This window comes from Filimonas lacunae (genome assembly GCF_002355595.1).
Classification (GTDB): domain Bacteria; phylum Bacteroidota; class Bacteroidia; order Chitinophagales; family Chitinophagaceae; genus Filimonas; species Filimonas lacunae.
In genome coordinates this window covers 2,173,462-2,189,641 of record NZ_AP017422.1, presented here as the reverse complement: position 1 = coordinate 2,189,641, position 16,180 = coordinate 2,173,462, and the positions used below count along the sequence as shown (strand labels likewise).

Here is a 16,180-nt window from a genome sequence, read left to right as displayed (position 1 = left end):
CGTTATGTTGCACAATCACTTATGCAGAGCCATAACAGGCACATTACTTTTTAACACCAGTTCGCGTGTATGGCTTTTGTGTAACAGCTTATCGGCAAAATCTCGCTCGCGGGGCAGCACCAGCAGCAAATGAATATGGTAGTTTTCTACAAAGTCCATCAACGCCTGGTTGGTATCGTTATGCGCAATAAAATGATACTGTGGCTTTACTTCTCCTAACAACGATTCCAGCACCTCCGATTCCCGAACTATATCAGAAGCCAGCTCCGTTTCTTTACCCACATTAAGTATATGCAGGGCGGCGTTAAAATCTTTTACCAGCGCCGTTATAGCAGGTGCCGGGGTAATATCTGCCACATTGTTAAAATCGCAGGCCAGCCCTATTCTTCTTACATATAAAAAGCGGGCATCGGGCGGCACGGTTACCAGCGGCCATTGCAGGTTTTGCATGGCATGCACCGTATGCCCGCCAAATAAAAAGCGTTCGGCAGCGGTGGTGCCCTGGCTGCCCATTACCACGGTATAGGGTTTTACACGGTCGCAGGAAGCTTCCAGCTCGGTAAAAAACACCCCGGTGCGCACTTCGGTGCCAATGGTAAGCTTATGGCCGGTTCTTTCGTGCAGGCTGTTTCTTAACCGGTTAAGGGCCGTATCGGCATCTTCGCTCATATTGGTATTGTCGGTGGTAAGCGGAATCTGGTTCCACGATACATTCAGGCTGTATATATGCAACAGCAGCAGGTCTTTCTTTACTACTAAGGCCATTTCGGCAGCATATTCAGCGGCATTGACAGAGGCAGCGGAAAAATCAGTGGCTACCAGTATGGTATTCATCATTTTTTAAAATTCAGGGTGAGTAAATAATACGTGCAAAAACAAAACTAGAACACCCCAAAAATGCAAACACTGACAGCTGTCAGCCACCCCAATGATTATGCACAGCCCTGTAAGCCTATAGGAATGATAGAATAAGGTCAGGTTTTACAAAAAACACAACAGATGCCGTTTTTTGCAAGACAAAATGCTGAATAACAGCATATTACTTGTAGAAAAATAAAAGAACACGTGATTTTAACTACAATTATTTAGTTTTTTTTCGACTGCTAAAAAGTCCCGTATTGCTCGTACCTTTGCGCATCCTTTTTAAAAATGGTCAACCTCATTTAATTTATGAACTTATTTACTGCACAATCGTCAGAATTCCAGAACAGACATATTGGTGTAAATGAAGCGGATACGCAAGCCATGCTTAAAACCATTGGTGTAAGCTCTGTGGAGGAATTAATAGAAAAAACAGTTCCGGCAGCTATTCGCCTGAAGCAACCACTGGATTTGCCGGAAGGCATAGGTGAGTTTGAATACTTACAAGAGTTAAAGCAGACGGCAGCTAAGAATAAATTATTTAAAACATACATAGGCCAGGGTTATTACAACACCATTACGCCCAGCGTAATTCTGCGTAATGTGTTTGAAAACCCAGGATGGTATACCCAGTATACTCCCTACCAGGCCGAAATTTCACAAGGCCGTTTGGAAAGCCTGTTGAACTACCAGACTATGGTAAGCGACCTTACCGGTTTGGAAATAGCCAATGCTTCCCTGCTGGATGAAGCTACTGCCGCTGCCGAAGCAATGGCCATGCTGTTTCACCACGTAAACAAAGGCGATGTTATCAGCAAACCTAAATTCTTTGTTGACAACGCCATCTTCACACAAACAAAAGACGTATTGGTTACCCGCGCTACTCCTATTAACATAGAGCTGGTATTTGGTAATTATAAAGAGATATTGCTGGACGACACCTATTTCGGTGCCATGTTACAATATCCTAACGCTAACGGTAGCGTAGAAGATTACCGTGGTTTTATTGCCAACGTACACAACGTAGGTGGTTATGTAGCCATGGCTACCGACCTGCTGGCATTAACCCTGTTAACCAGCCCTGGCGAACTGGGTGCTGATGTGGCGGTAGGTAATGCACAACGCTTTGGTGTTCCAATGGGTTACGGTGGACCACACGCTGCTTTCTTCTCTACAAAAGATGAATTTAAGCGTAACATCCCCGGCCGTATCATTGGTGTGAGCATCGATGCCAAAGGCAACCGTGCTTTACGTATGGCGCTGCAAACACGCGAGCAACACATTAAACGCGAAAAAGCTACTTCTAATATTTGTACTGCACAGGCATTGCTGGCCAACATGGCTGCTATGTATGCTGTATACCACGGTGCGCAAGGTTTAAAAACCATCGCCAGCCGTGTTTCTCTACTGGCGCAAACGTTAAGCGTTGCTTTAGCCGAATTAGGTTTTACCAACGTAAACACCCAATATTTCGATACCCTGAAAATTGAAGCAGACGCAGCGGTAATTCGCCCAATTGCCGAAAAACATCAGACCAACTTCCACTACTTTGCGGATGGAACCATTGGTATTGCACTGGACGAAACCACTACCCAAACCAATGTACTGGACATCGTTTACATTTTTGCGGAAGCAAAAGGCCTGGACGAAGCCACCATCGGTTTTGAAGATGAATACGAATTATTCAACATACCTGCCTTTGCTAAACGCAGCTCGGCTTATCTTACCCACCCGGTATTCAACACGCACCACAGCGAAAGCCAGATGATGCGTTACCTGAAACAACTGGAAAATAAAGATCTGAGCTTAAATACCAGCATGATTAGCCTGGGTAGCTGTACCATGAAGCTGAACGCTGCTACAGAAATGATTCCTGTTAGCTGGCCTGAGTTTGGTCAAATGCACCCGTTTGTTCCTGCCGATCAGGCAAAGGGTTACGGCCAGATTATTGAAGAGCTGGGTAAATACCTGAGCGAGATCACCGGTTTTGACGCGTGCAGCCTGCAACCAAACAGTGGTGCGCAAGGAGAATACGCTGGTTTGTTAACCATTATGGACTTCCATAAAGCCAATGGTAATGCACACCGCAACGTAGTACTGATTCCTATTTCGGCACACGGCACTAACCCTGCCAGCGCTGTAATGGCCGGTATGAAAGTAGTAGTGGTGAAAAGCGACGAAGATGGACACATTGATGTAGCCGATCTGAAAGCGAAAGCAGAACAATATAAAGATACCCTGGGTGGTTTAATGGTTACTTACCCTTCTACACACGGTGTGTTTGAAGAAACCATCATAGAAATTTGTGCTACCATTCACCAATATGGTGGTCAGGTTTACATGGACGGTGCTAATATGAACGCACAGGTTGGTTTAACCTCACCTGGTAACATTGGCGCTGACGTTTGCCACCTGAACCTTCACAAAACCTTCGCTATACCGCACGGTGGTGGCGGTCCTGGCATGGGCCCTATTTGTGTAAAAGCACACTTAGCTCCTTACCTGCCTTCACACACTACTTTATTAACCGGCGAGTGGAGCAGCAGCAACAAAGGCAACGCTGTAAGTGCAGCAGCATTTGGTAGCGCTTCTATCCTGTTAATCAGCTATGCTTATATTAAAATGCTGGGTAAAACCGGTGTGAAAAGAGCAACGGAATATGCTATCCTTAATGCCAACTACATGAAGGCACGCCTGGAAAGCTTCTATAAAATATTATACAGTGGCTCTAACGGCACTTGTGCCCACGAGTTTATTGTAGATCTGCGTCCGTTCAAAACCACTTCCGGTGTTGAAGCAGAAGACGTAGCCAAACGTTTAATGGACTTTGGTTTCCACGCGCCTACCCTTAGTTTCCCTGTACCAGGCACTATTATGATTGAGCCTACAGAAAGCGAAGACAAAGGTGAACTGGACCGCTTCTGTGATGCTATGATCAGCATTTACGAAGAGATCAAAGCCATTGAAAACGGCTCATCAGACAAAGTGAACAATGCCTTGAAAAATGCACCGCATACACAGGCTATTATTTGTGCAGATGAGTGGACCAATGCTTACACCCGCCAGCAGGCTGCGTTCCCGTTATATTATGTAACGCAGAACAAGTTCTGGCCTAGCGTGTCAAGAATTAACAATACTCATGGCGACAGGAACCTGATTTGTACCTGTGAGCCTATTGAATCATACATGTCGTAGTTTTTAAAACAATCGCAAACCTGTCATGCTAAAAGTTGGCGTTTTTGGAGTAGGTCACTTAGGAAAGTTTCACCTGAACAGCTGGAAAGAGCTGTCGAACATAGAGTTGGTAGGCTTTTTCGATCCCAACGATGTTACAGCGGCTGAGGTGGTGGAAAAATATGGTTTGAAACGTTTTGCCAGTGCAGAAGAATTGATGGCACAGGTAGATGCTGCTGATATTGTAGCCCCTACCAACCACCATTTTAAACTGTGCGAAATGGCTATACGCAAAGGCAAACACGTGTTTGTGGAAAAGCCGCTTGCCTATACCATGGACGAAGCGCGCCAGTTGCTGGAGATGACCAAGGAAGCCAATATTAAAATGCAGGTAGGACATGTGGAGCGCTTTAACCCGGCGTACCGTGCTATACAGAACATGCCGCTAAACCCTATGTTTATAGAGGTGCACAGGCTGGCACAGTTTAACCCGCGCGGCACAGAGGTAAGCGTGATACTGGATTTAATGATTCATGACATCGACATTATCCTTAGCCTGGTAAAAAGCGATGTAAAAAATATCTCGGCAAGCGGTGTATCTGTAATGACAGATACACCGGATATTGCCAACGTGCGCATTGAATTCAATAACGGATGTGTGGCTAACTTAACCAGCAGCCGCATTAGTATGAAAAAGATGCGTAAAATGCGCCTTTTTCAGAAAGACGCCTACATTGGCATCGACTTTTTGGAAAAGAACACGGAAATCATACGCCTGAAACAGGAAGGGGATGATGAAAGCGTATTTACCTTTGACCTGGAAACCAACAATGGCACCAAAACCATTGCTATTTCCAACCCGGCTGTTACACCTGGCAATGCTATTAAAGACGAGCTGGAAGCTTTTGCAAACTCCATTTTGCACAATAAGCCAACCCTGGTAACAGAACTGGATGGATACCTGGCTATGGAAGTAGCGCATAAAATACTGGACAGAATAGGTAGTGGCAATCAGAGCTAGTATCTATCTACTTTATAAAAAAGCTTCACTTTCCGGTGAAGCTTTTTTTATGCTTTACACATAAATGCTTTGTTCGTTGGCAGATAGAAATTCTACTCCCCTGCCAGCAGCTTCTCTGCCATCAGCAGATCTACCGGGCGGGTAATTTTAATATTGGCATAATCGCCTTCTACCAGGTGCACTGTATGCCCGGCAGCTTCGGCCACAGTAGCTTCATCGGTAAAAGCATCGTTATAGGGCTGCTCAAATGCGGGTAAAAGAATGGAACTTATAAATGTTTGTGGGGTTTGCACAATGCAAACACGGGCGCGATCGGCAACTGCACTGGCTCCCATCTGGCCGTTTGCCGGTAGTGTATCCAGCAGGCGAATGCTGTCGGTTGCCGTTACCACAGGTATGGCGCTGCCTTTTTCAATTGCCTGCTCGTAACAGCGTTGTATCAGGGCTTTTGACACCATGCACCGCACGCCATCATGCACAAATATTACAGCCGGTTGCTGTACCTGCTGTAAGCCTTTTTGAACGGATTGGTAGCGGGTTTCGCCACCGGCAGTAATGCGCACACGTTGTGCAGCATCAGGAATAACAGAAAGTAACTGAGTGGTAATTTCCTGTCCTATAGGTATATGCGCTTCCGGAAGTACCAGCACCACTTCCATATCGGGGTATGACTGCAAAAAAGCTGCAAGCGTATGCCATAACACAGGTTTGTCATGCAACAGGAGGAACTGCTTGGGAGTAACACTGCCCATACGGGTGCCGTTACCTCCTGCTACTATGACGGCTATTTTTTTCATAGGCGCTGGTGAGTATTAAATCAGTTCTTTGATCTTGGCTACTGCCAGATCTATTTCTTCTTTGGTATTGTTCTTACTGAAAGAGAAACGCACTGCCATACGGTTGGGATTACCTGCAAAAGCCCTGATTACGTGGCTTCCTGCATCTGCACCACTGGTACAGGCGCTACCGCCTGAAGCACAGATATTGTTGATGTCCAGGTTAAACAGGATCATCTCGCTTTTCTCTGTTTTAGGGAAGCTTACGTTTAATACAGTGTAGTTGCTGCGTCCCATAGCATCACCATTACAGGAAACATCAGGAATTACTTTTTTCAGCTCTTCAAACATGTAATATTTCAAGCCTCTGATGTAATTGCTGTCTGCTTCGTGGTTATCGGTAGCCAGTTGCAATGCTTTGGCAAAACCAACAATACCATACAGGTTTTCGGTACCTGCACGCATGTTGCGCTCTTGCGAACCGCCTTGTATAAATGGATTGATCTTTACATTCTCGTTGATGTACAACATGCCTACGCCTTTAGGACCATGAAATTTATGGCCGGCACCGTTGATGAAATGCACATAAGTGTTACGCAGATCGAACGGGAAGTGCCCTACTGTTTGTACGGTATCGCTATGAAAAATAGCATCGTACTTTTTGCAAAGCTCCCCTACTGCATGAATGTCAATCATGTTACCAATTTCGTTGTTGGCATGCATCAGCGTAACCAGGGTTTTCACCGAACTGTCGGCCAGTAACTGCTCCAGATGTTCCATATCAATATGGCCATCGGGCAAAATGTTTACATAGCTTAAAGTGGCTTCACCGGCATGCTTTAAATGCTCCACCGTGTGTAAAGTGGCGTGGTGCTCAATGGGCGAGCTGATGATGTGTTTGCATCCCAGATCGCGCACGGAAGCGGTAATAGCCGTGTTGCTGCTTTCTGTGCCTCCGCTGGTAAAAAAGATTTCTGCAGGGTGGGCGTTCAGGATTTTTGCAACTGTTTTACGGGCATTCTCAATAGCCAGACGGCTTTCGCGGCCATAGCTGTAAATAGAGGATGGGTTGCCGAAATTGGTGGTAAGATACGGCATCATTGCATCCAGCACAACGGGGTCGAGCGTTGTAGTAGCTGCATTGTCCAAATAAATTCTGTTCATGTACTCGTTTGTATTTCTGTTCTTTAACAAAAGACTAGGTAATTACATGCTTTCCCTGATATCCTGCATCAGGCGTCGGGCAATGTTGTCAGCGGTAGTTTCAAAGCTACTTTCCGCATAAATCCGGATAATGGGCTCTGTATTACTTGTACGCAAATGTACCCAATCATTGTCAAATTCAATCTTCAGGCCGTCTTCCTTGTTTATAGGGTTGTTTTTGTACTTGTCTTGTATTTTTGTGAACACATTGTTAACGTCTACTCCATTTTCCAGCTCTATCTTATTCTTACTCATAAAGTAATCGGGATAGCTGTTACGCAGCTGACGAACGCTTTTTTTGCTGTGCGCCAGTTGTGTTAAAAACAGGGCAATACCTATTAACGCGTCTCTGCCATAATGCAAATCAGGTACAATAATGCCGCCATTACCCTCGCCGCCAATCACTGCATGTACCTGTTTCATTTTGGTTACCACGTTCACCTCTCCTACTGCACTGGGAAAATATTCGGTGCCATGGATTTTTGCTACATCCTGCAACGCACGGGTGCTGGACATATTACTTACCGATGCGCCTTTTTTATGCTGCAGCACATAATCGGCCACCGCTACCAGTGTATATTCTTCGCCAAACAGGCTGCCATCTTCACAAACAAAACACAAACGGTCTACATCAGGGTCTACCGCAATGCCCAGGTGCGCCTGTTGTTTATCCACCTCGTTACATAATTGTGTAAGGTGTTGTGGCAACGGCTCGGGGTTGTGGGCAAATTTGCCGTTGATTTCTTCATTCAGTACCACCACATCTTTCACGCCCAATGCCTTTAATAAAGCAGGTACTGCAATAGCCCCGGTGCTGTTAATAGCATCTACTACTATTTTAAACTTGCCTTTTTTAATAGCTGCCACATCTACCAGCGGGTAATTGATCACTGCTTCAATATGCTTGTCTAACGCTGTAGTATTAACGGTATAGCTACCCAGTTTATCTACCGGTGCAAATGTATAGTTGTCGCTGGCTGCAATTTCCAGCAGTGTAGCGCCATCAGCAGCGCTGATAAATTCACCTTCACTGTTCAGCAGTTTCAGCGCGTTCCAGTCCTGCGGGTTATGGCTGGCTGTTAAAATAATGCCGCCTGCCGCCTTTTCAAACTTCACCGCCATTTCTACGGTAGGTGTAGTGCTTAAATCCAGATCTACCACGTCAATACCCAGGGCATTTAACGTACTAATCACCAGGCGTTGAATTAATGCACCGCTTATTCTTCCATCACGTCCTATCACCACTTTTTTGTTATCGGGTTGCTGCTGTAACAACCAGGTGCCATAAGCTGCTGTAAACTTTACCACATCCAGCGGACTCAACGTTTCCCCTGGTCTTCCGCCAATAGTACCCCTGATACCTGAAATGCTTTTAATAAGCGACATATTTTAAAGTTTCGTGCCGGCAAACTTAGCGTATTTTGTGGCAGGGTTAATACATTTGCACAATAATAAGCTCTGTTTATGCCGATGAAAGGATGGTACAAAGAATGGTTTAGTTCGCCTTATTATCACCTGTTATATAATAACAGGAATGATAATGAAGCCCTGGATTTTATAAAAAAGCTGATAGCCCATGTGCAACCAGCCCCCGGCAGTAAAATGCTGGATGTGGCCTGTGGCAGGGGCAGACACAGCAAAATATTGGCAGAAATGGGCTTTGATGTTACCGGAATTGACATTTCGGGCGATAGCATAGAAGTGGCCAAAGAAAGTGAAGACGAACATCTGCACTTTTATCAGCACGATATGCGCCAGCCTTCGTGGATCAACTATTTTGATTTTGCCTTTAACTTCTTCACCAGTTTTGGCTATTTCAGAACCAGGCGCGAGCATGATGCCGCTTTTCGCACTATTGCACAAAGCCTGAACGCCAATGGCACTTTTGTAATTGACTACCTGAACGTGCATTACACAGAAGACCACCTGGTGAAAATAGAGAACAAGAAAATTGAAGACACGATATTTCATATATCCCGCTGGCAGGATACTGACCACTTCTTTAAACAGATACAGATAGAACAGAATGGTCATTTGCTCAAGCACCTGTATACAGAAAAAGTAGCCAAGTTTTCGCTGGGCGACTTTACCGATATGCTGGCCTACCAGGGCATGCAGGTACAGGAAGTGTTTGGCGACTACCAGCTGGGACATTACGATGTGCGTAAATCGCCGCGGATGATTATTACTGCTACCAAAGCGAAGAAATAACCCCTGGTGTTATATACCCGCAACAAAAAAGCCTTACCGATAAAGTAAGGCTTTTTTGTTGCGGGCTGAAAGCAGAAGTGAATAGACTACTTCCTGTTTTCCAGCTTTTTATTGTTCAGTAACAAATAACGGGAGGTTTCGTAAAACGCATCCGTCATCATGCGGTATTGTTTGCGAATGGAATCGGCTATAGGGGCATTATCGTTGTTACGGATATTGCTGATCTGTTCAGGGCTGCTGTTATCCATACCATAGCTGTAAAAGTAATCCCCCTTCACAATGCCCAGGCGCTTCTTCTCGGTATCAATGATAAAGGCACAGTTACTGCGGCCTGAATCTGTAGCCAGTCGTTGCCTGTCCAGCAGGTTACGTCCTTGTGCCGTGTTGGTATAACTGATATTACACAGTCCCGCAATAGTAGGCATTACATCAATCTGTGAAGCAATAGAACTATGTGTTTCGGGTTTTATCAAGGCCGGAGCATAAAACAACAAAGGCACATTTTCAAATGTAAGCCCCTGGTCGGTAAACGCTTTGGGTAATATAGCCGAAGCATCGCCGGGAATACCATGATCGCCAATAAACACGAAAATGGTGTTTCTGAAATAAGGCTCTTTCTGTGCAGCTTCTATAAACTTACGGTAGCTGAAATCGGTATAACGGAAGGCATTGTATTCATCCACACTGCCAAATCCATATTTTTTCAGGGAATCTAAAGGCACCGATTCCTTTTTAAACTCCTGCATGTCTTCTGCCGGAATAGTATAAGGACGGTGATTATCGGCTGTTTGTACAATAGCAAAGAATGGCTTCTGCTGTTGTTTCAGCACTTTATTGGCTTCGAGGAACAGGTTTTTATCGCTGATACCCCATACATCCACTTTCTTAGCTTCATAGTCATCCTGCTCGTACAAATGCAGCTCGGGCAGGTTGTTGGTAAGCAACCCACGCAGGTTGGCCCAGCTGGCGCTACCGCCTAAAAAGTAAAACTTCTCGTAACCATTAAAGTCGTTCATGATGCTGTGCTGATCTACTGCTGCCGGGTTACGGCTGGCAGTTTTAAACAGCTGCACATCGGGCACACCGGTAATGGTAGCCCACACTCCTTTAGCAGTACCATAAGTAGGCGTAAAACAATGGTTAAAAAACACACCCTGCTGGCAAAGGCCGTTGAAGAAAGGTGTGGTATTTAACGGATTGCCCGACATAGAACTTTTATACAGGCTAAACGATTCGCATATCACCAGCACCACGTTAGGTTTACCTGTTAACAGGCTATCGGCATGCTCGGTACGTTGATAATTGAGCGTGTTGCTATCTGGTTTATCTACCCCTAAATAGCTGCTCATCCAGCTATACCCTGCCTTTACTTTTTTGGCATCGAAGGTGGCATGACGGAAGTTAAGCGTGCTAAAAAAGCTTTGGAATGGGTTTAATGCCACGTTAGCGGCAAAATCGCCCCCGCGTAAAGCAAAGGCATCGCTCCAGCGCAATGGATACTGTCCTATACGGCCAAAGATGCCTAAACCCAGTAACAGGAAAAACAAAATGCCCCAGGCTACGCTACGTTTGGCTTTATATGGACCTGGCTGTTGTAATGCACGGTTATACAACACCCTTACAAAAGCCAGCAATACTATTATAATAAGAACAAGGCCCAGGATGGTCCAACCAAGATGGTAGGTTTGCCAGGCCATTTTCAGGGAAATATTGGTATCCTCTGCATAGTTAAGCAAGGTAGCACTTAAACGTTGCGACAGGTAGGCATAGTTGCCAAAATCTACAATATAGAAAACGGCTAAAATGGTAGCAAAAACGCCCCATAGCCAGAAGGCGATGCGCTTGCCCCATTTTTTGCGCAGGGGGTGTAACGGGGGAATTGACCCGATTAAAAACAATACCAGGCAGCCTATGGACACAATGCGCAAATCGTAACGCATGCCCATGAGATAAGCATCAATCAGCTCCGTATCTTTTTGAGAAGGTGTTCTGAATACATACACCAAAACAATACGCGCCAATGTCATTAGTAACAAAAAGAATATGCCCGTATTTCCGATCCAACGGATATACCGGGGTATTTTAAGATTTTCCATGCCGCGCAAATGTACGGAATTGCCAGTCTTCCAACCTGTTAACGTCTCCCTTGTTTCAGGCAAATTGCCCAAAAATGCAATAAGTTTGTTAACGACAGCCTTGAAAAATAACAAGATAAATGACAACCTCTTACCTTTAGCTCATGATATTGTTAGAAGCCGGCATCAGTTTTTGGATAAAATTATTGGCCTATTTAAACCTGGGAGATACCTGGTTGTTTCTCAAAATCAACAATGAGTGGACGAGTGCTTTCCTTGACAATATTTTTCCCTGGTGGCGCGATTCCAACACCTGGTTTCCTTTGTACCTGTTTCTTCTTTTGCTGGTATTGTACAATTTTGGCTGGAAAAGCTGGCCGTGGATTGTTGGGGTGATTGTAACCGTAGCGGTGACCGACCAGGTAAGCAGCACCCTGCTTAAAAACTGGATTAACCGCCCCCGCCCCTGCAACGATGTATTTTTGCGCGATTATGTGCGTTTGCTGCTGGGCCGCTGCCCCGGAAGTGGCAGTTTTACCTCTTCACATGCCACCAACCATTTTGGCGTAGCCTGTTTTATCTACTTTACCATGCGCCCCTGGTTTGGCAAATGGGGATACCTCCTGTTTTTTTGGGCGGCAACAGTTAGCTACGGGCAGGTATATATAGGCGTTCACTATCCACTGGATATTATTGGTGGTGCTATACTAGGTAGCTTTATTGGCTACCAGCTGGCAAAAGTGTTTAACCGGCGTTTGGCACCTCTTGTTTTTAAAGAACAATAAAATATGTTGATACAGCCCCGGACTACTACAAAGTCCGGGGTTTTATTTTTTATAACAACCAATTAATACTTCCTGCTCTACTCTTTTTATCACTTACCCCTACCTTGCATGCCAACCTAAAACCAACTCCTTGAAACCTGGAAAAGTATTGTTACTAACTGCTGCCGTAATCATTGGCTTTGTAATGGCATACGCTACAGATATGCTGGAAGGATATCATAACCTTAAAGTGATTACAGCCATGATCAGCCCTATTAGTCCAGGCTATTCTATCCAATGGTTCACAGAAAACTTTAAAAGCGAACACAAGTACGACCACTACGTTACCAGCGTTATTTACCTGTTATTGTTGCTGATGGGCTGGCTGACTTATTGGTTTACGTCAACAAAAGAAACCAGGCTGCTACAGATGGCTTTTGCAGTTGTATTGATAAATGCAATACTCAACATCCTTGTAATAACACTGGCGTTTGGCAAAGCGATGCTAGTTACATGGCCCATTGCTGTAGGGGTACTTGTAGGAAGGTGTATGTGGGTATGGTTCAGCTATAAAGCTTTACAAGCTATACGTTCATGGAATACCTCCCATACCATACAACAACCGGCTGATACAGTGATGGCAGCTACAACTATAGATAGAATAATACACATGGTGATAGATGTATTTGTTATCTGTTTTATGCTAACATCTTTCAACCTGGTATTTTTCAGAGATGCCTTTATGGTACCCCTTTACTACTTCTATTACAAGGAGCCATCTGCTTATCAGGCGCTTTCCATGTTTTATAACTATAAGCAAGTCATCCCATTTGTGTTTTTCACTGGTTTGAGAATACTCTATTACCTGTTTTTTGAATATGCTTTTGCTATCACACCCGGAAAAATCATCACCGATGCTTATGTTCTACAACAAAAAGGGGGAAACATTTCGTTTTTGCAAGCTTGTATACGAACCATTGCCCGGTTTATGCCTGGTAATTTCATTACTGTTTTAGATAATGGCCTGCATGATCATTGGAGTAAAAGCAAGGTTGTAAAACATAAAAAAGATAAACGTTCCTATATATGGCTACTGATGGTAGTGGCAATAATGGTAGTTGGGATTGCTGCAGGCAAAAAACTGGTGGCGATATTGTATAAACAGGAAATTGCTATTAATGCAGAACAAATAAAAAAACTGAAATATGCTGGTATTCAACAAGAGTTAAAGCTGTTTGATACCAGTTGTTACCTGTATGTGCAACCTTTACAGGAACAGGATTATGATGCTTATTCTTTTTATAAAGTAATAACAATAGGGCCTGATAGCATACTGTTTCATGCTTACAAACCAAATGAGTTTGACAGCGCAGGTGAGTATAAAAACATTATAGTAAATAAGCAGGCTTTTGAAAACTGCTTGTCCAGTTTTGAAGAGTGGAAAAAGGGTATTCCTCTTTCCGATCCGGCCAAGAAGCATATCATAGAATCAGTTCACAATACCAATGGGCCGTTGTTATCCCCTCTTAGAGTGATGACAAGCCGGTATAAACCAGACTGGTTAACAATAAGCCTGGTATTGGAGCATTGGCAACATGAAAAAATAAGGATGTTTCTGTTGGAAGGACAGGTAGCGGACGATAGCAAAGCCTTTTCTGAGGACAGGTTAACGCCATATGGAAAAAATCAACGGTTTAGCATAGATTTTAAGCGAAACGATAACGGCGTATTTAAGAGTTATTTTGTTTTCACCACTGACGATGGACGTGAATACAAATTCCTGGTTACCAATATTGCCAGACCCAATTTCACAGGTGGATACACCCAGATAAACCGTATGTATCCCTAAAACCAGCCCATTAAAAATCGGGCAGAACAAAGAAAAAGCATAAAAGAGGGGGGTAACAAAAGCAAGCACGTGTTGATATAGTCTCATAAAACAAGCTATATGAAACACAACATTGCGCTATTATTACTACTGCTTTGCCGGTGTGTTTACGGCCAGCAGCCTTCTTTACCGGCCTGGATGCCCAATAAAGGCATTACATTCACCGGCCTTGCGGGTGCCTGGCAAACGGCCAACAAACAACTGAATAACAGCGCCTTCCTGGATAAAGGCTGGCAGCTGGGCGGAGAATTGACCGTTCCACTTTTTAAACATCTCGACATTGCCCTGCAGGGCAGCTACTCCGGTTTATCCTCCGGTACAGCAACCGACTTTGTACGTTCGCAATACCAATTACAAAACGGAACTATCCAGGCTACTGCCCCTGGCGGTTTGGATGGCGGACACCTGTATTCTTTTACCGCCGGGCCACAGCTACGCTGGAACATTGGCAGGTTGAGTATTGCACCCGGCATTAGTGCAGGGTACATGCAACTAACGCGTAAAGGCAACAGCCTTAGCGATTCCCTGTCGCTGAACGGCAGTGACCGTAAACAACAAGTTACCTTTCTTACAACGGATGCGCTCCAGGCCAACGGCCTGGTAGTAGTGCCCCGTTTACAGCTGGGCGTGGCACTTACACAACTACTCTCAATACAGGCGGGCATCAGCTATATGGCAGGACCAACCATCAACAGTAACAGCGAAGTGTTGCAACCTTATGGCGAAGCAAGAAACAATCAATACACGGCAGGTCAATACCTCGAAGGCAAAGCCGTTTCACGCAACATATCTACCGCCTTTACTGCCTGGAACCTGCAAACAGGAATCGCTTTTAGTTTACCGGGCAATAAAGCCAATGCCCTCAAACCCATTCCTGAAAATGGATTTGCGCCTGCCCGGCTTACAACACCATCCGCTTCTACCCCTTCCTCCCGTACAGACAGCAGTCAATCCTCTATAAAAGCAACTGCACCGGTAATAGTAACTCCTAACGGCAACATTACCGCCAGCCTGCATCAACAGAATTTATATATCCATTATATTCCTTCCAGCTTTCCACAAAGTAGTTACCGCCTGGTTATATGGCGTATACGTGATGGAAGAAGAACAGCTGTAGTGCAGCAGGAATACGGCCCGCACTGGAATGGCATTGTGGCCGGGAAGCTATTACAGGTAGATTCTACCGGCCTTAGCCTTTACGAAGCACAACTGACCGCTTACTACAAACCAGGCGTAGCAGGCGCCAAAGCCGGCTCTAACCTGTTACAGTTTACAGCCTCCACCGTTCCTGTATATGAAAACAATGGCCAAAGCAATATGGCCCAGTTTAACATACAGAATAATTGCACGGTAGATCACCTGTTTCAACTGGATAGCACACGCTGTTTGGGTGGTGATACTATTCGTGTATTTGGCCATGCACAAATATTACCCAATGCCGCCGGTGTTACCAGCGGTGTGCTCACCTTTGACCCTACTTTTATAGAAACCACTACCAGCACCAGCGTTACCCCTATTAACCTGCAACCCGGCAGTGCGGTGAATGTAACCACCACCTCGCCCACTTCATTCAGCTTTGATGTAACGGGCGACATGTGTAACAAACAACTGCGGGTGTTTTATGATTTTTCGTATCAATGCCCTACCCTCAACGTTCCGGCTCATATACCTTGTGCCGACACCATTTCACTTCCCTGTTGTATATGCACCTATTGCGATGATCCGCAAAACATGAATATTACCGAAGGCACTAAAAACGTGACGCAAAACAGTGGCAACATACAGGTGCAGCAACAGTTTTCTATAACGCCCCATAATATCACTGCCGTAACCGCTCAACTGGTGTACATAGAAGAATCTGATATAGACCCTGCCTGCCGCAATTGCGCAGCAAATGAAGCGGTGGTGTATCATTTTACCGGCAACCAGCAGGCACAATGGAACGGTGGTAGCGCTATTACTGCTACGGCGGGCAACAGCACACATACCTTCCCTGCCAAATTAATACGCTGGACCAGCAACAACCAGGGCAATCTTCAACTGCAAATGCAATTAGGCCTGCCCGGACTGGCTTCTTTAGAATGCTGTACCCGGAAAATAAGATGCTGTATCAGGTACACTTTCACCAACAGGGATTGTAAAACCTGCGAAAGGCTGGTTTGCTATTCTATTCTCCAAACTGCGCAGCGCGGAACTCACCAATAAAA

General features: G+C 45.0%; 11 protein-coding genes. 6 read left to right on the top strand and 5 right to left on the bottom strand.

The genetic code is table 11. The annotated features are described in order from the left end of the window. Positions 1–15 precede the first annotated feature (15 nt). A complete protein-coding gene (locus FLA_RS08810) occupies positions 16–837 on the bottom strand; it encodes a universal stress protein (RefSeq protein WP_076381099.1) in 822 nt (273 codons plus the stop codon). 333 nt (positions 838–1,170) lie between these two features. Here FLA_RS08810 and gcvP point away from each other — a divergent pair, with 333 nt between their 5' ends. Together gcvP and FLA_RS08800 are read left to right on the top strand one after the other, a co-directional pair. Further along, entirely contained in the window at positions 1,171–4,056 is a 2,886-nt protein-coding gene (gene gcvP, locus FLA_RS08805; RefSeq protein ID WP_076381100.1) for an aminomethyl-transferring glycine dehydrogenase, read from the top strand. A 25-nt stretch (positions 4,057–4,081) separates the two neighbouring features. Further along, complete coding sequence (locus tag FLA_RS08800) at positions 4,082–5,056, top strand: Gfo/Idh/MocA family protein (protein ID WP_076381101.1); 975 nt, start codon at positions 4,082–4,084, stop codon at positions 5,054–5,056. Positions 5,057–5,148: 92 nt separating this feature from the next. Here the strand turns inward: FLA_RS08800 and FLA_RS08795 are convergent, their stop codons facing one another. The 3 genes from FLA_RS08795 to glmM are packed head-to-tail and all read right to left on the bottom strand — an operon-like array spanning position 5,149 to position 8,421. Further along, positions 5,149–5,853, bottom strand: a complete 705-nt coding sequence (locus FLA_RS08795) for a 2-C-methyl-D-erythritol 4-phosphate cytidylyltransferase (RefSeq protein ID WP_076381102.1) — start codon at positions 5,851–5,853, stop codon at positions 5,149–5,151. A 15-nt stretch (positions 5,854–5,868) separates the two neighbouring features. After that, on the bottom strand, positions 5,869–6,996 hold the full coding sequence (locus tag FLA_RS08790; protein WP_076381103.1) for a cysteine desulfurase family protein: 1,128 nt from the start codon (positions 6,994–6,996) through the stop codon (positions 5,869–5,871). Between the two features lie 42 nt (positions 6,997–7,038). Then, positions 7,039–8,421 (bottom strand): phosphoglucosamine mutase, encoded by a 1,383-nt coding sequence (gene glmM, locus FLA_RS08785; protein WP_076381104.1) that lies wholly within the window; start codon positions 8,419–8,421, stop codon positions 7,039–7,041. A 78-nt stretch (positions 8,422–8,499) separates the two neighbouring features. Between glmM and FLA_RS08780 the strand changes: the two genes are divergently transcribed. Next, positions 8,500–9,246 (top strand): class I SAM-dependent methyltransferase, encoded by a 747-nt coding sequence (locus FLA_RS08780; RefSeq protein WP_076381105.1) that lies wholly within the window; start codon positions 8,500–8,502, stop codon positions 9,244–9,246. An 86-nt stretch (positions 9,247–9,332) separates the two neighbouring features. On the opposite strand, the gene FLA_RS08775 is transcribed toward FLA_RS08780, so the two are convergent. Then, on the bottom strand, positions 9,333–11,342 hold the full coding sequence (locus FLA_RS08775; protein WP_096510845.1) for an LTA synthase family protein: 2,010 nt from the start codon (positions 11,340–11,342) through the stop codon (positions 9,333–9,335). A gap of 143 nt (positions 11,343–11,485) precedes the next feature. Here FLA_RS08775 and FLA_RS08770 point away from each other — a divergent pair, with 143 nt between their 5' ends. The 3 genes from FLA_RS08770 to FLA_RS08760 all read left to right on the top strand — a co-directional run bounded on the left by FLA_RS08770 (position 11,486) and on the right by FLA_RS08760 (position 16,178). Next, on the top strand, positions 11,486–12,106 hold the full coding sequence (locus FLA_RS08770; RefSeq protein WP_084206409.1) for a phosphatase PAP2 family protein: 621 nt from the start codon (positions 11,486–11,488) through the stop codon (positions 12,104–12,106). Positions 12,107–12,236: 130 nt separating this feature from the next. After that, positions 12,237–13,934, top strand: a complete 1,698-nt coding sequence (locus FLA_RS08765) for an RDD family protein (protein WP_076381107.1) — start codon at positions 12,237–12,239, stop codon at positions 13,932–13,934. 99 nt (positions 13,935–14,033) lie between these two features. Next, positions 14,034–16,178 carry a hypothetical protein gene (locus FLA_RS08760; protein WP_076381108.1) on the top strand — a complete coding sequence of 715 codons (2,145 nt, stop codon included), beginning with the start codon at positions 14,034–14,036 and terminating at the stop codon, positions 16,176–16,178. Positions 16,179–16,180: the final 2 nt, after the last annotated feature.